Annotated in this window: 14 protein-coding genes; 8 read left to right on the top strand and 6 right to left on the bottom strand. The window is 57.6% G+C overall.

Annotated features, from left to right (window positions below; translation table 11 throughout):
* The first annotated feature begins 29 nt into the window (after nt 1-29).
* Entirely contained in the window at nt 30-326 is a 297-nt protein-coding gene (locus tag AC0NIE_RS27205; RefSeq protein WP_473489107.1) for a hypothetical protein, read from the top strand.
* On the top strand, nt 319-1,851 hold the full coding sequence (locus AC0NIE_RS27200; protein WP_473489106.1) for an FAD-dependent oxidoreductase: 1,533 nt from the start codon (nt 319-321) through the stop codon (nt 1,849-1,851). The genes AC0NIE_RS27205 and AC0NIE_RS27200 overlap by 8 nt, the downstream gene beginning before the upstream one ends.
* 37 nt (nt 1,852-1,888) lie before the next feature.
* Here AC0NIE_RS27200 and AC0NIE_RS27195 read toward each other — a convergent pair whose 3' ends face one another.
* The gene (locus AC0NIE_RS27195; RefSeq protein ID WP_473489105.1) at nt 1,889-2,659 is read right to left on the bottom strand and encodes a TIGR01458 family HAD-type hydrolase; all 771 of its coding nucleotides are present in this window, start codon (nt 2,657-2,659) and stop codon (nt 1,889-1,891) included.
* 102 nt (nt 2,660-2,761) lie between these two features.
* A complete protein-coding gene (locus AC0NIE_RS27190; protein WP_473489104.1) occupies nt 2,762-3,022 on the bottom strand; it encodes a hypothetical protein in 261 nt (86 codons plus the stop codon).
* Between the two features lie 770 nt (nt 3,023-3,792).
* On the opposite strand from AC0NIE_RS27190, the gene AC0NIE_RS27185 reads away from it, so the two are divergent.
* From AC0NIE_RS27185 to AC0NIE_RS27165, 5 genes are all read left to right on the top strand, one after another.
* A complete protein-coding gene (locus tag AC0NIE_RS27185) occupies nt 3,793-5,001 on the top strand; it encodes an acyltransferase family protein (protein WP_473489103.1) in 1,209 nt (402 codons plus the stop codon).
* Nucleotides 5,002-6,031: 1,030 nt separating this feature from the next.
* Nucleotides 6,032-6,751, top strand: coding sequence for a Crp/Fnr family transcriptional regulator (locus tag AC0NIE_RS27180; RefSeq protein ID WP_473489102.1), 720 nt, complete (start codon nt 6,032-6,034; stop codon nt 6,749-6,751).
* A 411-nt stretch (nt 6,752-7,162) separates the two neighbouring features.
* Nucleotides 7,163-7,933: a response regulator transcription factor gene (locus AC0NIE_RS27175; protein WP_473489101.1), complete on the top strand. Its 771-nt coding sequence runs from the start codon at nt 7,163-7,165 to the stop codon at nt 7,931-7,933.
* 118 nt (nt 7,934-8,051) lie between these two features.
* A complete protein-coding gene (locus tag AC0NIE_RS27170) occupies nt 8,052-9,935 on the top strand; it encodes a GNVR domain-containing protein (protein ID WP_473489100.1) in 1,884 nt (627 codons plus the stop codon).
* Between the two features lie 298 nt (nt 9,936-10,233).
* Nucleotides 10,234-11,100: a sugar transferase gene (locus AC0NIE_RS27165; protein ID WP_473489099.1), complete on the top strand. Its 867-nt coding sequence runs from the start codon at nt 10,234-10,236 to the stop codon at nt 11,098-11,100.
* A gap of 72 nt (nt 11,101-11,172) precedes the next feature.
* Here AC0NIE_RS27165 and AC0NIE_RS27160 read toward each other — a convergent pair whose 3' ends face one another.
* Entirely contained in the window at nt 11,173-11,415 is a 243-nt protein-coding gene (locus AC0NIE_RS27160) for a hypothetical protein (protein ID WP_473489098.1), read from the bottom strand.
* 150 nt (nt 11,416-11,565) lie between these two features.
* On the opposite strand from AC0NIE_RS27160, the gene AC0NIE_RS27155 reads away from it, so the two are divergent.
* The gene (locus AC0NIE_RS27155; RefSeq protein ID WP_473489097.1) at nt 11,566-13,041 is read left to right on the top strand and encodes a hypothetical protein; all 1,476 of its coding nucleotides are present in this window, start codon (nt 11,566-11,568) and stop codon (nt 13,039-13,041) included.
* 12 nt (nt 13,042-13,053) lie between these two features.
* Here the strand turns inward: AC0NIE_RS27155 and AC0NIE_RS27150 are convergent, their stop codons facing one another.
* From AC0NIE_RS27150 to AC0NIE_RS27140, 3 genes are all read right to left on the bottom strand, one after another.
* The gene (locus AC0NIE_RS27150; protein WP_473489096.1) at nt 13,054-13,827 is read right to left on the bottom strand and encodes a TylF/MycF/NovP-related O-methyltransferase; all 774 of its coding nucleotides are present in this window, start codon (nt 13,825-13,827) and stop codon (nt 13,054-13,056) included.
* A gap of 140 nt (nt 13,828-13,967) precedes the next feature.
* Entirely contained in the window at nt 13,968-15,278 is a 1,311-nt protein-coding gene (locus AC0NIE_RS27145) for a polysaccharide biosynthesis/export family protein (RefSeq protein WP_473489095.1), read from the bottom strand.
* Between the two features lie 140 nt (nt 15,279-15,418).
* The gene (locus AC0NIE_RS27140) at nt 15,419-16,285 is read right to left on the bottom strand and encodes a glycosyltransferase family 2 protein (protein WP_473489094.1); all 867 of its coding nucleotides are present in this window, start codon (nt 16,283-16,285) and stop codon (nt 15,419-15,421) included.
* Nucleotides 16,286-16,529: the final 244 nt, after the last annotated feature.

The raw sequence follows: 16,529 nt of genomic DNA, 5'->3' as shown, positions 1-16,529 counted from the left end.
GCCTCCTTGGCTTGGAGGAAGGACAACGCATGTCCGGCGAAAAAGTTTACGCGACGGCGTCTTTGCTTCAGTCCCGCGATGCGTTCGACAAGCGACGTTGCAGCCGCGGCAACGCGTCCAAAGCGCCAGGAAATCGACGGCGCGTACTGCCCAACCGGCAACGAATGGCGCGGCCGGACGTTTGGGTACCAGCGGTGTCCGAGAACCTGAAGGCGCGCCAGCCCGGCAGAAGGTATTCCGAGGCTGGTGACCTGAAGATTTCCCGCTTCTCGGCCGTACAGGCGATCTTGTCACTGGATCGCGCCAAGGGAGAGGAAAATGGCTGAAGGTCATACCAAACCAACCGGGCCGGATCTGGTCGAGGGCATCGCGTTATCCGACCTTGCCGATGGCGCAAAGCTCCTCGGCCATTGCGGCGATGAGCAGGTGCTGCTGGTGCGCCGCGGGGCCGAGATCTTCGCCATCGGGGCGACATGCACACATTATGGCGGGCCGCTCGTCGACGGTCTTGTGGTGGGAGACGCCGTCCGGTGTCCCTGGCATCACGCGTGCTTCGATTTGCGTACAGGCGAGGCCTTGCGCGTTCCAGCTTTCAGTCCACTCGCTTGCTGGTCGGTGGAACAACGCGATGATTGGATATTCGTGGGCGAGAAGCGCAAACGGACGGCAGCCAAGCAGCGCGATGGAGGCTCCGGCCAGGTTCCAGAGAAGATCGTCATTGTCGGTGGCGGCGCGGCCGGTTTCGCGGCGGCAGAAACACTGCGGCGCGAACATTATCAAGGCAGCCTTGTCATGCTCAGCGACGACGAAGCGCCGCCCGTTGATCGGCCCAATCTTTCCAAGGACTACCTCGCCGGCAAAGCACCGGAGGATTGGATTCCGCTGCGCCGAGAAAGCTTCTACTCGAAGAACGATATCGATCTGCGCCTCAATGCGAACGTCGCCAGCATTGATGCACGTTCTGGCGAAGTTGTACTCGCGGACGGGGCCCGGACTGCTTACGACAGGCTGCTGCTTGCGACCGGAGCCGAACCGGTTCGCCTGACCATACCCGGCGCCGACCAACCACATGTTCACACACTGCGCTCGTTCGCAGATTGCAAGGCGATCATCGAGCGAGCCACGACTGCGCGCTGCGCCGTCGTGCTTGGCGCCAGTTTCATTGGCCTGGAGGTTGCCGCGGCCCTGCGCTCGCGCGAGATCGAAGTTCATGTCGTGGCGCCGGAAAAACGGCCCATGGAACGGATCCTGGGTCCGCAAATGGGCGACTTCATCCGCGCCCTCCATGAGGAGAATGGTGTCGTATTCCATCTCGAGGACACCGCGAGCAGCATCGACGGCAGCAAGATGAAACTCAGCAGTGGCGATACGTTGGCGGCGGATTTCGTCGTCGTCGGCATCGGCGTGCGACCGCGGACATCGCTTGCCGAAACGGCGGGGCTCATCCTTGACCGCGGTGTCGTAGTAAACGCCTTTTTGGAGACGAGCGTACCAGGCATCTTCGCGGCCGGCGACATTGCGCGGTGGCCAGATCCTCACAGTGGCGAGAACATTCGGGTCGAGCATTGGGTAGTTGCCGAGAGGCAGGGGCGAACCGCGGCCCTCAACATGCTCGGCCATCGCGAGAAATTCGTCGCCGTGCCGTTCTTCTGGAGCCAGCATTACGATGTTCCCATTAACTACGTCGGCCATGCCGTGCAATGGGACGAGATCGCGATCGATGGAGACATCGTTGCCAAGGATTGCCTGCTCCGCTTCAAGCGCGAAGGGCGCACGCTGGCTGTCGCATCGATCTTCCGCGACATCGAAAGTCTAGGGGCCGAGGTGGAAATGGAGCGCCAAATCACCTAGCGAAGCGCCCGCTGTACGGCCGGTTCAGCCCGCGCGATCAGTCTCGGCGCGCAATGATCCAGTCGGTTGCCGCCGCGAGATCGGCGACGGTTGCGGTCGGGCGCGGATCAAACCGTTTCTCATCGCCCTGCCGGTATTTGCCTGTCCGCACCAGCAGCGCGCCCGAAAGTCCGGCGCGCAGGGCGCCAGCTATATCGGCCTCGGCGTCGTCGCCGACCATGATCGCCTGATCTGGCGGACAGTCCATGCTTGCCAGCGCCGACAGAAAGAATTCCGGCGAGGGCTTGCCGAGAACGGTTGCGCGTTTCAGGGAGGCAAATTCCAATGCCGCGACGAATGGCCCTGCATCGAGGCTGAGCTCGCCGTCAGCATCCCGAAACGTCCGGTTAGTGGCAAGGGCCAGCAACTCGGCCCCCGCGCTCAGTTCGCGGAACGCGTCATTCAACGCCGCATATGTGAAGGCCTCTCCGGCATCGCCGACGATGACGGCACGCTTGTCGCGATCCGGCAGGTCGCAAAAATCCGGCGCAAGGCCGGGGTGAACCAACAAGTATGGCGCGCGGCCATTGCGAAGCAGCCATTCGCGTGCAGCGTGCGCCGGCGTGAAAACATCTGCATTGGTAACGGTGAGTCCCATCGCCTCCAGACGTTCGAGAACCCTCTGTTTCGACGAGCGCGTGGTATTGCTTATGAAGCGTATGGCCAAACCGGCCTGACGCAAACGCGCAACGGCGTCGATCCCGCCTGGTATGGCGATCTCGCTATCGTAGATGACGCCTGCGAGGTCCAGCAGTACACCCCTTGTCATTGGTCCAGCATGACCACGAGTCCGCCATGCGTCAAATCCGGAACAAGGCCATTGTTGTTCCTTTTGGATCAGGGCGGGCAGGCGCACTCGATTAACCGACGGTCACTGCCACCATTCGGGGAAGGCCGTGCGGGCGGCTTCGGCCAGCGTCGCGATCTCCCTGTCGGGAACCGTAGGGCCAGAGTCGCGGGCCAAGCGGCGCCCAGCCGCCGCCATCGCTTTGTCGAGGGTGAATTGCACCGCCGCCGGGCGAAGTGCCAACACCCGCATCAGGCTGATGCCGATCTGGAAGGGCAGGCGCGCGGTCGGCCATCGCGGCCACCAAGTCGCTAAGCCGGTCGACTCCGCAAGCGCAGGAGGCACCTCTTCGCGCCGCAATGTGTGTGGACCCGCAGACAACGAGGCCGGACGCGACCCGCAACCGACAACGATCCCTGCCGGGCGGCGGTGAACGGCGACGTTGGGCCCTATCGGAAATCCGCCGGGAGCGATCTTTACAGTTGGCCGCCCAGCCATTCCCGCAAATCGCGGTCTTGCTGACTTTCGGCAATGGGCGGCGAGGGCCGCATCCGGACATACCAGATGGCGGCAAGCACTCCGGCAGCCCACGCGCCGGCGAAAACATTCGCAATGAGGTCGATTGGAACCTCCCAAGCCGGCCAGAACATTAGCACGGCATCATTTAGGGGCGCGACACCAATTAGGAGTAGAGCAGGTGGAGCCGTGGGAGCAGAGGGAGCGTCACCGCAGTCCACCGTCTCAACCAGCTTGCGAGGATGCAGCCAGCCGGCCAAGGCCTGGATGGGCGCTTGTGAATCGGAACAATCGTCGCGGCCAAGATGGCGATGAGCAACAGCCATGCGGCCTTGAAGGCGGCGCGTAGCATTCTCAGGCAATAGCAATGATCGGAGGATCGGTCGCAACGCTCAACGTATTAAGGCGCCGAACAATCCATAAGTTATTAAACCTCACCTGGAGGAGGCCATGCGTAGCAGATCGGTGGATCTGCCGCAGGAAACAGGTCATATCCGACGGTTAATCAATTCGGCTTATGTCCGAATGTAGTAGCAGGTGTACTGACCGTTTCACGATAGTATTCGACCTTGGCCTCTGGCAAGGTTCGGAAACATTATATGGAACGCAATGTCCACTACCTCGTCATGGACTTCTTGCGCATTTTTGCAGCGCTTTTGGTGTTACTGAACCATTTCGCGACATTCGCCTGGAGCAGTGCGTCAGTCGCCGAGGGAAGCGATGTCGCCTTCGGTTTTCTGTCGGCGTTTGCCGGTTTGGGTGCTGTAGGGGTCGAAGTTTTTTTCGTAATTTCCGGGTTTGTCATTGCCATGAGCGCCTCAGGCGAAGGGGGCGCGTCGCACGCGCTGCGTTTCGCGCGCATGCGCGCTACGCGTATATTGCCCGCCTTGTGGCTGTCCGCGCTCGTCAGCCTGGCCGCACGAACTCTTTATGGCGAGGATTTTTCCCGTCTTCTGATGGATTTTTGCAGATCGGTAACGTTGTCTCCTAAGGGCCCTTATATCGACGGGGTCGTATGGTCTCTCGTCGTCGAGGCCGTATTTTACGTCTTGGTGGCCGCGTCAATTTTGTCGAGGTTTCGTTTATCACTCTATGATCTGGCCAAAATAATAGGGTTTTCCAGCTCGGTATACCTTCTTGTTCTCTCCGGGTTGCATTTGCTGCCGTCGTCCTCGTGGTCGGAGGAAGCGATTTTGGTGCTTTCGCGGTTCCCCTTCAAACTGCTTCTGCTGCAGCACGGCGTTTTCTTCGCTACAGGCATGATCTTCTTTCTTGTCAGGAACGGCGGTGATGACCGTAACAAAATGGGGCATGCGGCGAAGACAGTGTTGATATTGTTTTTTGGCAGTATGAGCACGGTGGAGATCTTCATTTCGATTGAACGCGGTTATGAGTACAAGCTCTCAGCAGTGATAATTTGGTTGATATGCATGTACGCAATGGCAGCAGGAATAAAATATGGTGAGTTCTTTAAACATAAACTTTATAGGTACAACGCGCTTGTGAAGTATATTGGAGGAATAAGCTACCCTATATATCTGAATCACTATTCATTTGGCATGATTATGGTATGGTGGTTGTTTTCATTGGGTTTTCCGATGCCCATTGTTTTCGTTCTCTCCATCCTGCTCGTTTTAGGTTTGAGCATGGCCGTTATGTGGTTGGAAAAGAGGATTCAAAACGCCGTCAGGGGACGGTTCCCTAAGCCCGCCGCCAAACGAGATCAAAATGGCGGTTTAGCGTCCCCGATAGGGAATCAGGAAACCCCACGGCTATTGGGTGGTGAGCAGTGGGGACGTAACCGATGAGATGCGGGCCGACTACATCAACAGCCAGGTCCTGCCCGAGTCAGGCGACATTTTCAGCGTGACCTGAACTCAGTCCGCCAAGGGTATACCAATTTGGCGGTGGAGCGTTCACGCTATGGAGCGCAATTAAGGCGGTTGAAGTGCCGCTCGCCCTAAGCGCTGGATTCCATGATGCGCAAAAGCCGATGCGCCCCGGCACTCCAGACATACCCTCTTCCGGGTACGTGGCAGGCGGTCTCTTCGCAGTTGCGAGGTAATCGGGGAGTCATAGCTACCGCGAATGAGGTATACCTTGCCACTGTCGCGGCTGAAACCGGAGACAGTTTGGCTCGAAAGAGGGGCGTCAATCGACCCATTCCGGGTCCTGGAACTGCAGCGAAGGTTACTCATCGAGCCGGAGTAGTTCCGAGCGTCTGAACTAACGCTCTTGTCCGTTGAAACGTCGTCACGGCAAAGAGAAAATCTCGTGCCGGCCCCAGTGGCGAGCCGCTGGTCCTGTGAGGCAGCTGACCTACAGCGGCTTGCAGCGTTGCACTTGAGTGAATCGGGGCTGCTCGAGTTGGAGCATTCCGAGGTGTTACCTGCGAGTGAAATCAGAGGGTTGCATAAAGGAAGTGGCACGTTCCGCCCGATTGAACGACCGGGCGGTTCGCGCCGGACAACGTCAGCGCGACCTCAAGTCAGCAGCGATGCTTGGCTTGCAGTCGGTACGGCGAGCCAGTCACACCGAAGGTCGTAAGCGATCCGTAAGCGTGCGTGTTCGAAAGTTGCACGGTGAGTGGCTGGTGTTACCAAGCGCTTCCGACCGCCGGAGGCCTTGCCATTCGAATGGATGGTGCAGAGAGTCGGTCAAACTTTATGATGAATTTCGGGTCCTACTGAGCTCGATCAGGCGTGATCCTTGCCTTTTTGTGAGAGTGCAGTGCAATATCACCCATTGGTTGTAGCCCGCGCAGGGTACTCAACATGTCAAAGCTGGAGTACGTTTTTGCGTAGGGAGGTTATCTAGGGGCGGATTGGCGGGGTTCGAATGACGTATGCTACAAGCCTTTCATTGAGTGAGAATGAACACCGGCCGACGTCAGTCGCAATCAAAAGCGACGATAAGGCGTATATCAAGGCGCTAGGCTTCGTGCCAAAGCGATATGCGGCGGAAACCGCTATCGTCAATCAGGGCGAGGACGGCGATCGCGTCTTCATAATCGAGTCTGGCTGGGGATGCATTTCCCATGATCTTGCCGGTGGCCAGCGACAGATTTTGGATTTTGCGCTGAAGGGCGACATTGTCCGGCCACAGACGTACTCGGGCACTGCTCTTGAGACATTTGTGGCTCAAACCGACCTTGCGGTGTTAGAAGCCTCGACCAAGACACTTGCTCTTGGCGCAGCGAAGTCGCCCTACATAGCCTCCCTTTTTCTCGAAACTCTCGCGCGCCAGAGAGCGATTGTTGCCCAACACCTAACCAATGTAGGTCGACGCAGCGCCTTGGCGCGTACAGCGCACCTGCTGCTCGAACTGAGAGCGCGATTGGAGCGCGTCGGCGCTGGCAGTCGCACTGCCTATGCTTGCCCTCTCACCCAGTACGACCTCGCGGACGCGCTCGGGCTGACGCCCGTCCATGTCAATCGAAAGCTGCGGGAATTGCGGGAACGCGGGTTTCTGGAGTTCCGCCAAGGTCATGTCCGCGTGCTGGATCGACTGGGCGTAACGAAATTTGCCGAGTTCGATGACAGATATATCGATGGTTGACACTTACATTGGCGCTCGACGCCAAGGCGGCGCGACGCGCGTCAAAGCAACACCGCCATCGGCGAAGCCGGCTGTCCTTTATTTTCGGCGACTACCCGCGCCTGGCAAACAACGCGAGATCCAGATTCCGGTCGGTGTGTTCTCTGATACCCTCCTTCCTAGACCAAATGAATTAGGAAAAGTGAAGGAGTAGAAATTTTTTAGGTTTTGTTAACCTAAATTAGTGAAGGCGCATCTTTTCGGCGATAAACATTATGGACGGGATAGTGCTGGTCCATGGCGGGGCTTGGGAAATCCCACAGTTATAGTGAAGGCGACGCGAACAGAACATCGCTCGTGGGAAATAGTATTTGCCTGAAGTCCATCTCGTACTGGTCTTGAAACGTGGGTAAAAGTTTGGGGAGTAAGTTCATGGTTCCGACAATTCAAATGGATAGCAAATCACCCGGTGCACTGGAATTCGTATCGCGGACGACCGGGAATGGAATACATCTTCATAGACACGGCTTAGCCGAATCCTGCCTGGCTCTGCTGGATGAGCGAGTGCTTGACCGACAATGTCTTGCGCAATGCCTGACCGCCTATGGCATCGGGAAGGAAATCCTGTCGTTCAGTTCGATCGAAGAGTGGCGGCATCAAGAGAATACACTGTCGACGTCGGCTATTCTGCTGAACGTGGGCAGCCGAAAGGTGACAGACGCAAAGACCGGCAGCGAAATCGCCGATCTTGTGAATGAGGCCCACCCGGTTCCAGTGCTGATTTTGGCCGATACCGACGATCTAGAGCAGATTCTGAAGGCGTTGAATTATGGCGCAAAAGCCTATATCCCGTCGTCGATCCGTTTCGAAATCTGTGTTGAAGCCGTAAATCTTGTCCTTGCCGGTGGCACATTTGTCCCTGCAAGCAGTGTGCTTGCCCAGCACAAGGCAATCGACACGGGCGTCGATGTGACAAGGCCCATGGCGAGTGTGTTCACGGAGCGGCAAGAAGAGGTCGTCCAGGCTCTCAGGCGCGGGAAGGCGAACAAGATAATCGCTCACGAGCTCAACCTCCGAGAGAGCACGGTCAAGGTCCATATCCGCAATATCATGAAGAAGCTGAAGGCGACGAACAGGACGGAGGTCGTCTACAAGCTCAATGAGATGTTTCCTGGCGTCCACGTGTTGAGCCGACCGAGCTAAACGGTTTTGTCGTCATGACAGCGGCACGCTGCATGCTCGCAATGGAGTCCATCGGTGGCGATCCTGCTCGACCGTTGCAGTTCGCCGCTCTTTTCGCTGCAAGATATGGATTGAAGCCATGCTAGACCGGCCGTTGGCGGCAATTGCTCACAAGCCATGGCTCGGGGCGGATGCCGCGCAGGACTTTATCAGCCTCGCTGACGTTGTTTCATTTGTTCGGCAGTACCTTTTCTCGATACTGGCGTTCATCGTCGCCGGAATCGTTTGCGCCACGTTTTACTTTGCTACATCGGATCCTATTTATGTCGCGCGAACCCAGATCCTGATCGAACCAAAGATACCCAGAAACCTTCAGCAGCAACCCGCCGAAGTGAATCTGTCGCTCGATACCGCTCAGGTCGAGAGCCAGCTCGCAGTTCTGCGCTCCCAGAAGATCGCGATGATGGTGATCGATGACCTTGGACTCATGGACAATCCAACGTTCAGGGATATGCACGGTCCGAACATCGGCGAGAGGTTTCGCAGGGCTTGGATGAGTGTCGTTGAGGCCGGCGGGCTCAATACCAGCTATGCTGCATTGACCAATTTCTTCCAACGAGTGCTGCCCGGGCCGGATCGAATCCAAACCAATAGTCCGCAGCTGGAATCCGAGCGTCGGCGTAGCGCGGTCGAAATATTCAGCGATGGCCTGGATGTCCAGCGCGTCGGTGTCTCGTATGCAATAGACATTTCGTTCCAGTCTCTGGACCCGGCATTGGCGGCACGCATCGCAAACGCCACAGCGGAGGCGTTCGTGCGTGAGCAAGTGCAAACGACAACAAAAGCGGCCGGCGAAGGCATCGCATGGTTGGAAAGGCGGATGCGGGAGGTCGGCGATCAGATGAACAGGGCGACCAGGGTCGCCCAGGAGTTTCGCGCAAAACACGACTACAGCATAGGTCAGGACGAGACGCCCATCGAGGGACAGGGTCTCGCGCCCAGCGAAGAACAGCCAGCACACCAGACAACGCTAGAGCAGTTGGAAGTTACAGCCGACACCTATCGCAAGATGTATGAAAGCCTGCTCGGGGCGTATACGAACTCGGTCGACCAGCAGCCTTATCTGATCGCCAATGCTCGTGTCATTACATCCGCAACGAGCCCAAAGAAAGCAAGTCAGCCGCGCAAGACGCTGATCCTCGCCTTTGGCGCACTTGCCGGAATGGTGGCTGGCATCGGATTTGCCGTGGCGCGGCGCGGCCTCGATCGGAACGTGAGGACTCCGCATCAGATCCGCCGCGAACTGGGCCTGGCCTGTATCGGAGAATTGCCGGTGGTCAGTTTCAGGCGGGGTGGTTTTGGCCGGCTTGACGAGGTGCTCAAGAATCCGGACTCTTCATTCAGCGGCAGCCTCGGGAGCGTCAAGGCGATCATGGGCTTGGCCGGGGCCACCCCTTCAAGACGTCGCATCGGAATCACATCCGTGTCCCCCGGTGATGGAAAGAGCACCGTTGTAAGCAATCTGGCGGCTCTGTGTGGGGTGTCGGGCACCGCGACCCTCGTGATCAACGCCGACCATAGGTCGGCACTGGCCAACGAACTTCTCTTGTCCTCCGATCTCAACGTGATCGATGGGGATTCCGGGAGCCGCAAAGATATCGGCACGCAAATCCAGTTCATTGAAAAGACATCGTTTTATTACCTGAAGAACGATGTGTCGAGTTCGACGAATTTGCTTGTTCCCGATAATATGGAGAAATTACTGAGCGACGTTGGCGCCTACAGTGTCGTCATTGTTGAGCTCCCACCGTTTAGTTCAGGTGCCGAAGGGCTTGCTGTCTGCCCGCTTCTTGATGGCGTGATTGTGGTGGCGCAGTGGGGCGTGACGCCGCTTGATCAACTGGAAGACCTGACGCAGACACTCAAAAACACCAATTCGTCCGTCCTTGGCGTGTTGATGACACGTGTTCGTTCTGTTTCGGCTCATCGTTACCGGAAGCGCGCAGGCCAAGCACCGCGCTGACATACTGTCTTCCTCGCGGCGGTGTCAGTCGAGCGCGAGCCCAGCGGCAAGTCTCGACACCGCCTGTCAATTCGAACACCTGCCTGTCAAAATGAATCTGCGCCCCTGGCAGGGCGATCGATTCTGATATCGTGCCACATTGGACGGAGCAGCCATTCGTCCGTACCCCAGCCTAGCATCTTAGGGGTAGCCCCCGCTGCCAATCATCCCCAATCTACCACCTTTTCCCTGCTTGCCGGAGATCATCCGTCGTTGACAAAATGCAAACGAAAACAGCTGAAATCGAGCGCAAGCGAAAATGTCCAACGTGATCGAAAGCAACCTGCGGCACTGCGATGACTTGGCTATTGAAGACTGGGCCATTCTGGTCGGAGCCAGGCCTGCGGCGACATTGCTTCTTCGGCGTGAAAGCGACGCGCCCGCCACATCGAACACGCCAGACCCATCGTCGCCTCAACTCAACGCAAGCCAAGACCATGGCACCGTCTCTCTTGAGCCGGATATGCAAACGGCAAGCATTGAAGACGACGCGCGGGGCGACCGGCGACAGCCTCTCGGCGGTTGGGCCAAGAGGCTGCTGGATCTGATGGTAGCCTCGACAGCGCTCATTCTGGCCGGTCCGATCCTGGTTCTGATCCCGCTTCTGATCAAGGCCACCACAGGCGGTCCGGTGCTGTTCGTTCACCGCCGTATTGGATTCAACGGAAAGGTCTTCGACTGCTACAAGTTCCGCACCATGGTACAGAATGCCGAGGAGGTGCTCGAACGGCATCTGAGCTGCAATCCACAAGCCGCCCAGGAATGGGCAGCCAACCAGAAACTGAAGTGCGATCCGCGTATCCTGTTTTTCGGAAACATGCTTCGCAAATCGAGCCTGGATGAGCTGCCGCAGTTGTTCAACATCTTGCGGGGCGACATGAGTTGCGTCGGTCCGCGTCCTGTCGTTGCCGACGAATTGCAACGCTATGGCGCCGCATCGCATGAATATTTGAAGACGCGGCCAGGACTGACCGGCCTCTGGCAGATAAACGGGAGAAACATGATCGAGTATTCGCATCGCGTATTGCTGGATACGCGGTACGTTCGGACATGGTCTCTACGCCTCGATCTTTCGATCCTGATGCGGACGATACCGGCAATGATGAAGTTTGATCAGACCTCCTGAACTTGGCTATGTCAGGGGGTGCGGCAGAAACGGCCTCAAGCGATTGGCGCCCGCAAGGGATTGCCGCCCACTCTATTGTCGTCTTGGGCGGTGCCGCAGCACGGCAATTGCAAGGCCGACCAGATAGGCAATTTGGGTGACGACAACAAGATAAAACGTCGAGCGGATGGTGCTTTGAACAGTCAGGTGAAGAAAACTGCCTACAGCGATGCTGCCGACGATCACCACCAAGGTCGCCACTATCAGCGCCGGCGCGCGCAGCGTAAGCCCTATTGTCAGGGCAACGCCCGCAACGCCGACAATGGCAAGCAACACGGCGACCTCCTTCCAGGGGCAATTTACGCCGCGCAAGACCAACCCTGTCCCAAGGAAATCAGAGTCGCTCGTTATTGTGAAGCCAACCATTTAGCTCAGCGGTTCCGGCGGCGCCGTCAGGGTCTGGATCATTGATGGTCGGAGTGTGAAATGCAGGTTTCCCTCGTTGGGGCACTGATTTGCACGGGACTCCTGGCCCTCGTCGTTTATATGCGCTGGTCGCTGATCACTGCACTGATTGCCTCGCTGGCTTTTGGTGCGACGGCAATCGGGACAATAACCTCGCTTGGCGGTTCATCGCCGCTTATCTTTACCGTCTTTGATATGCTCGTGATAGTAGCCGCGCTGGCTCGACGGGGAATCTGGAGAGAAATAGGCGCGGTCTTCGTTCGTATAGGTGCCGCATGGATCGTCTGCGCGCTGATGATCTATGTCTGCATCGGAGCGCTGTTATTTCCGAGGCTCTTTGCAGGGCAGACAAGCGCCTTCGTCGCTTCCCGCACCGGCAAGGGCGTCTACGAAGCGGCCTTGGCGCCGGTATCGGCCAATATCTCTCAGGCGGGATACTTTGTTCTGGGAGGGCTGACGTTCCTGGCGGCCTGTCTGCTGCTTCAGCGCAGCGGCACGTTGGCCGACATCAGGCGAGGCTTTTTCCTTTGGTTCAGCTTGCACGTGCTGATGGGCATTCTGGATTTGTTGGGCAAGGTGACCGGCGCCGGCGACATCCTCGCCCCGATTCGTACGGCCAACTACGCCATGCTGACGCAAGTTACGGAAGCTGGGTTTTGGCGGATCGCGGGGGCGTTTTCAGAGGCATCGTCGTTCGGTGGGGCATCGCTGGCAGGGCTGGCGTTCACCTACACCTATTGGCGCAAGACCGGATCCAAATTCGCATTGGCGTTAGGAGCGGCCCTGTTTGTTCTTCTGCTGCTGTCGACATCGTCGACCGCCTACGTTGGTCTTGCAATCGTAAGCGTGCCCGTTGTCTTTTCCATCGTGAAGTCGCTCGCTTCAGGTCGGCTGAGGTCGGGGGAGGCACTGCTTATCGCGTTGCTACCGCCCTTGCTCCTCTCCGCGATGGCCGCCAGTCTGTTCTATCCGCATTTCTTCGATCCGGTCTTGCAGCTTGTCGACAACACGGTAATCAACAAAGTCACATCAGCCTCCGGCCAGGAGCGCAGCTACTGGAACTACAAAAGCCTGCAGTCTTTCTTCGATACAGGTGGACTGGGGGTCGGGTTGGGAAGCTCGCGGGCCTCGAGTTGGCCGATCGCGGTGCTTTCCCAGTTGGGGCTGTTCGGCACCGCGATGATGACAGTTCTGTTGGCAATGCTGGTGCGGGGGGTGCGGGGTGGCCGCGGTCGCATCGATCCCGAGATCGACGCGATCGCGTCGAGTGTCCGCGCTTGCGCCTTATCGGCGCTCGTGGCTGGATCCCTGGCAAGCGGCGGCGCCGACCCGGGTATTGTGTTCTTGATTCCTCTCGCTGTCGTTCTTGTCAGCCGGTTCTTGCCTGTTGAAGACGACAGTGTTGCTGAGGCTCCTGTAAGGACGCTCCGGCATTGGCGCGATTCCAGCGAACAGGTGATTCAATCGCAGGTCGGCACTGTCCCCGGCCGCGCCTAAAGCGATATAGGCTCAGAGCTTTCGGAAGTATCCATGAGCTCCGAAACCCATAGTGCTATCGAATCCACCATACAAAAGCGCAACCTTTTCGGGTTTATCGCTAAGGAACTCGTCGCAGGCCTTCTTTACCCCCGGATAGAGATCGACCGAGTCGAACAATCCAGGATCACTGTAGTCGTCTATCAGACATGCAGCACCCTTTGATAGGCGAGGATACACATACTCCAAGCTGACCTTGACTGAGTCGTATAGGTCACCATCCAGATGCGCAAATGCAATTTTGTCCGGCAACTGTGTGGGAAGCGTATCTTCGAACCATCCCTGGTGAAGAATAGGCTGCCGAAGATTCAAACGCTTGAAGTTTGCCATGAGCGCATCCTTCGTAGTGGCCATGTCGCCCTTGTGAGCGTTGGCGTGGCCGTCTTCGGCACTGGCGTTCGGGAGACCTTCGAAGCTGTCATACAAGTGAAGGTTCCTGCTTGGATCGTAGTGCTGAAGTATGCGTTGGAATACCACGGCTGACTTGCCTTCGTGGCATCCCAATTCACAGAAGTCTCCCGGTACGTTGTAGAAAAGCGCTGCGCCTGCCAAGTGATACATGTCCATTCTCTGTTCAACACTGGTCATCCAGCCCGTGCGAACAGGTGGTGCGAGGACGAGATTTATTCCAAGTTTTCGGAGAACCTTGTTGGCAAAGCGAACCGCCTGAGACTTGGATGGCTTCTGTTGAATCCATTCATCGAACGTGTTGGTCAAGAAGACGTTCGGTAGTTCAGTTGCTTGCATAGCGAAGTCTCTTTTCCTATCAAAGAACGCGATGGCAATAGAGCCCATATAGTGCGTGTATTTGTCAAAGGAAGTTACCTGATCTATATCAAGCAGTCGCGCGTTTCTACCTAATCCTTCTTGCAAGACCCGCCGGGAGGCTACGGAATGCCTACAGTATCGCCGACGGTTTCTGCTTTGAGTTCTATTCCTGGCGCCTCATGCCGCTCGGTCGATGTCAAGTCCAGCGCGCCTGTTTCATCCGGAGCCAGTGGTATTTCAATCTTGATCGTGTCTCCGGGCTCCACGACACTCGTCTCGTTAGCTTGGATTTGCACTGTCGTACCATCCGCCGACGGTCGGAAAATCGTGTAGATCGGCGCAGCCAGATCCGCGTCGGCTCGCCGGGCAAGAAGATTCGGGGCAGATATCGCGGAGTCGTACAATAGCCGCCTTGCTGTTTCTGTCTTGCTGTCGAGAGCATCGAGTTCAGCTTGAGTTTGACGCAGGTCGATCGTTATCTCCTTTTTCCGTCCGTCCTCGAGTTCGAGAATTGATATGTCTGTCTTACTGATTTCCTGACGCCCGCGCAGCAGACTGGTTTCCGCCGACAACCTCTCGCTCTGCGCCTGGGCAAGGGCTCGTTCTAGAGAAAATTCACGCGGCGCCGCCGCAAGACCTTTGACCACAAGCGCCGAAACCGCTGTCAACTCTTTCTGGATGGAGCCGATCTGCTTGTCGAGGAAAACGAGTTGCGATCCCAGCGAGGCGAGTTCTTTCTGGAGGAACTCACGCAAACCTTGAAGCGCCTTGATCTGAGTGTCCAACCCTTCGCTGCGCGCTTGGAAGATCAAACGCTCCTGCTTCATGAGCATAGCAAAGACGTCGTCGTGAATGCGCGACGTCAACTGGGCTGGAAACTGAATGTCGCTGGCATGCGAGAGTTCCGCCTCGAGTCGTGCCTTGCGAGCGAGGAGATTGGCCTCGTTCAGTCTAAGCAGGTTCACATCCCCTCGACCTTGGATCACCTCGCGCTCGAACCTGGCGTCCCTGTCCTCTCGAGTCCGCAATCCGCCCGCGATGCTCAATGCCTGCAAGACGGTCAGCCCAGGCCGATATGCGAATTCTCCCGACTGCGTCACCTTGCCGACAACGTAAAACGGTCGGAACTGGACGATCTCCACCGCCGTGTTCGGTTTTCGCATAAGGCCGACACTTTTCATCAGCCTGTCGCCGATGGAGTTCGCAATCTCGCCGGTGGTGAGGCCGGCAGCCTTGATTTCACCGACCAGCGGTAGCGAAACGGAGCCGTTGGGACCGACCGTGTATTCGTCGTTGAGAGCCTCCCAGCCAAATATCGTGTCGCGCGACGCACGCCATTCGTAGACCTTGATGCGGAGCTTATCCTGCGGGCCGAGCACATAATCTTTGGCGTTTGCGGCCGAAACACCCAACATGCAGGCCAAGGACATCACCGCCGACACCACGACGTGGAGCAGGCGCCAAGCCTGGCGCCGATTGGACAGCCTGCCGGAGCACCGGGCTCGGTGATTTGAGCAAGTGCCTCTGTCGATCGAAAAGGACGGGTCATCGAGCATCTTTTACCTCTGCGTTAGATCTCCAGAATATATTCTGGCTGCACCCGGCCTCTTGCGACGTGTGAAAGAGCCAGGAGATTGCCGCGCAGGCGTCCTCTCCGGTCGATATAGGATTCCGGCCAGAGGCTGCGCGCGAGATTGGCAAGCAGATTTTTGCTCATCAATCTAAGTGCGACAGTCGATGGAACGGTCCCTTTGCGGATGAGGTAGATTGGGTTCGCCACCTGAGAATAGCCGAAACGAACGCCGTTTACGCGACCGCTCTTGATGCCGAGATGAACCCCGCGGATCGACTGCAAAAAGACGACCCGCCCTCTGGCTCTCAATTGGCTGGTGAAATCAACGTCTTCCTGCCACCCATAGAGCACGAGCCGCTCATCGAAGCGCAGGCCGCCGATGAATGCCGCCCTGATCGACATGTTGCATCCATAGGCGCTGAGTCGATCCACGGCGCGCGCTTCAGTCGCTGTGCCGGCTTCGCGAAGCGCCTGGATACCCTCGTCCCACGTGAGCCCTGCAGTCGTCGCACCGTCCTTCAGCACGTTTCCAGTCACCACGGCCCAGTCGGGCTGCTGCTTGAACGCCTTCGATACGCCTTCGAGATAGTCGTCTGCAGGAATGAAATCGTCGTCGAAAAAGGTGATTATGTCGAAACAGTCGCCTGCGATATCGAGGGCGATGTTGCGCTGCGCCGGCAAGCCGGTTTTTCCGAATACGCGCGATACAGGAAACCGGCAAACCGTGGTGCTGGGAATATGGTCGGCGTCGGGAGCCGAGAGTATCACCGCGTCAGGGAGCAGGGTCTGTCGCTCAAGCTGTGCGAGAAGCCGAGCCACATGTTCCCTGCGACCGAACGTTGCGACGATCACGACCACTTTCATCGACGATCAACTCTCCTCGCGGCCAATGGATGCAGATACGGCGCGCGACCACTGCTTGCGAAGTGAGCGCGCTATGATCCTAATCCGCCGGTCGCGCCGATACAGCCTGCGCATAAGGTTAGCGTTGAGGCGTGCTTAGGCCCATCGAAGTAGGAGACGTACCTCGTTGGAGTACATCCGGCCTCGGGAGGGTGCGGCGCTTAACCCGATAGGCAGCTTGTTTGGACGGGACGGACGACACACA

Source organism: Mesorhizobium sp. WSM4842 (genome assembly GCF_055901575.1).
The sequence above is the reverse complement of the archived record's forward strand: the minus strand, read 5'-3'. Positions and strand labels throughout refer to the sequence as shown.

Excerpts from the sequence above, each read along its gene's own strand:
- AC0NIE_RS27205 (WP_473489107.1), top strand. The coding sequence starts at position 30 with ATGTCCGGCGAAAAAGTTTACGCGACGGCGTCTTTGCTTCAGTCCCGC.
- AC0NIE_RS27200 (WP_473489106.1), top strand. The coding sequence starts at position 319 with ATGGCTGAAGGTCATACCAAACCAACCGGGCCGGATCTGGTCGAGGGC.
- AC0NIE_RS27195 (WP_473489105.1), bottom strand. The coding sequence starts at position 2,659 with ATGACAAGGGGTGTACTGCTGGACCTCGCAGGCGTCATCTACGATAGC.
- AC0NIE_RS27185 (WP_473489103.1), top strand. The coding sequence starts at position 3,793 with ATGGAACGCAATGTCCACTACCTCGTCATGGACTTCTTGCGCATTTTT.
- AC0NIE_RS27180 (WP_473489102.1), top strand. The coding sequence starts at position 6,032 with ATGACGTATGCTACAAGCCTTTCATTGAGTGAGAATGAACACCGGCCG.
- AC0NIE_RS27175 (WP_473489101.1), top strand. The coding sequence starts at position 7,163 with ATGGTTCCGACAATTCAAATGGATAGCAAATCACCCGGTGCACTGGAA.
- AC0NIE_RS27170 (WP_473489100.1), top strand. The coding sequence starts at position 8,052 with ATGCTAGACCGGCCGTTGGCGGCAATTGCTCACAAGCCATGGCTCGGG.
- AC0NIE_RS27165 (WP_473489099.1), top strand. The coding sequence starts at position 10,234 with ATGTCCAACGTGATCGAAAGCAACCTGCGGCACTGCGATGACTTGGCT.
- AC0NIE_RS27155 (WP_473489097.1), top strand. The coding sequence starts at position 11,566 with ATGCAGGTTTCCCTCGTTGGGGCACTGATTTGCACGGGACTCCTGGCC.
- AC0NIE_RS27150 (WP_473489096.1), bottom strand. The coding sequence starts at position 13,827 with ATGCAAGCAACTGAACTACCGAACGTCTTCTTGACCAACACGTTCGAT.
- AC0NIE_RS27145 (WP_473489095.1), bottom strand. The coding sequence starts at position 15,278 with ATGTCCTTGGCCTGCATGTTGGGTGTTTCGGCCGCAAACGCCAAAGAT.
- AC0NIE_RS27140 (WP_473489094.1), bottom strand. The coding sequence starts at position 16,285 with ATGAAAGTGGTCGTGATCGTCGCAACGTTCGGTCGCAGGGAACATGTG.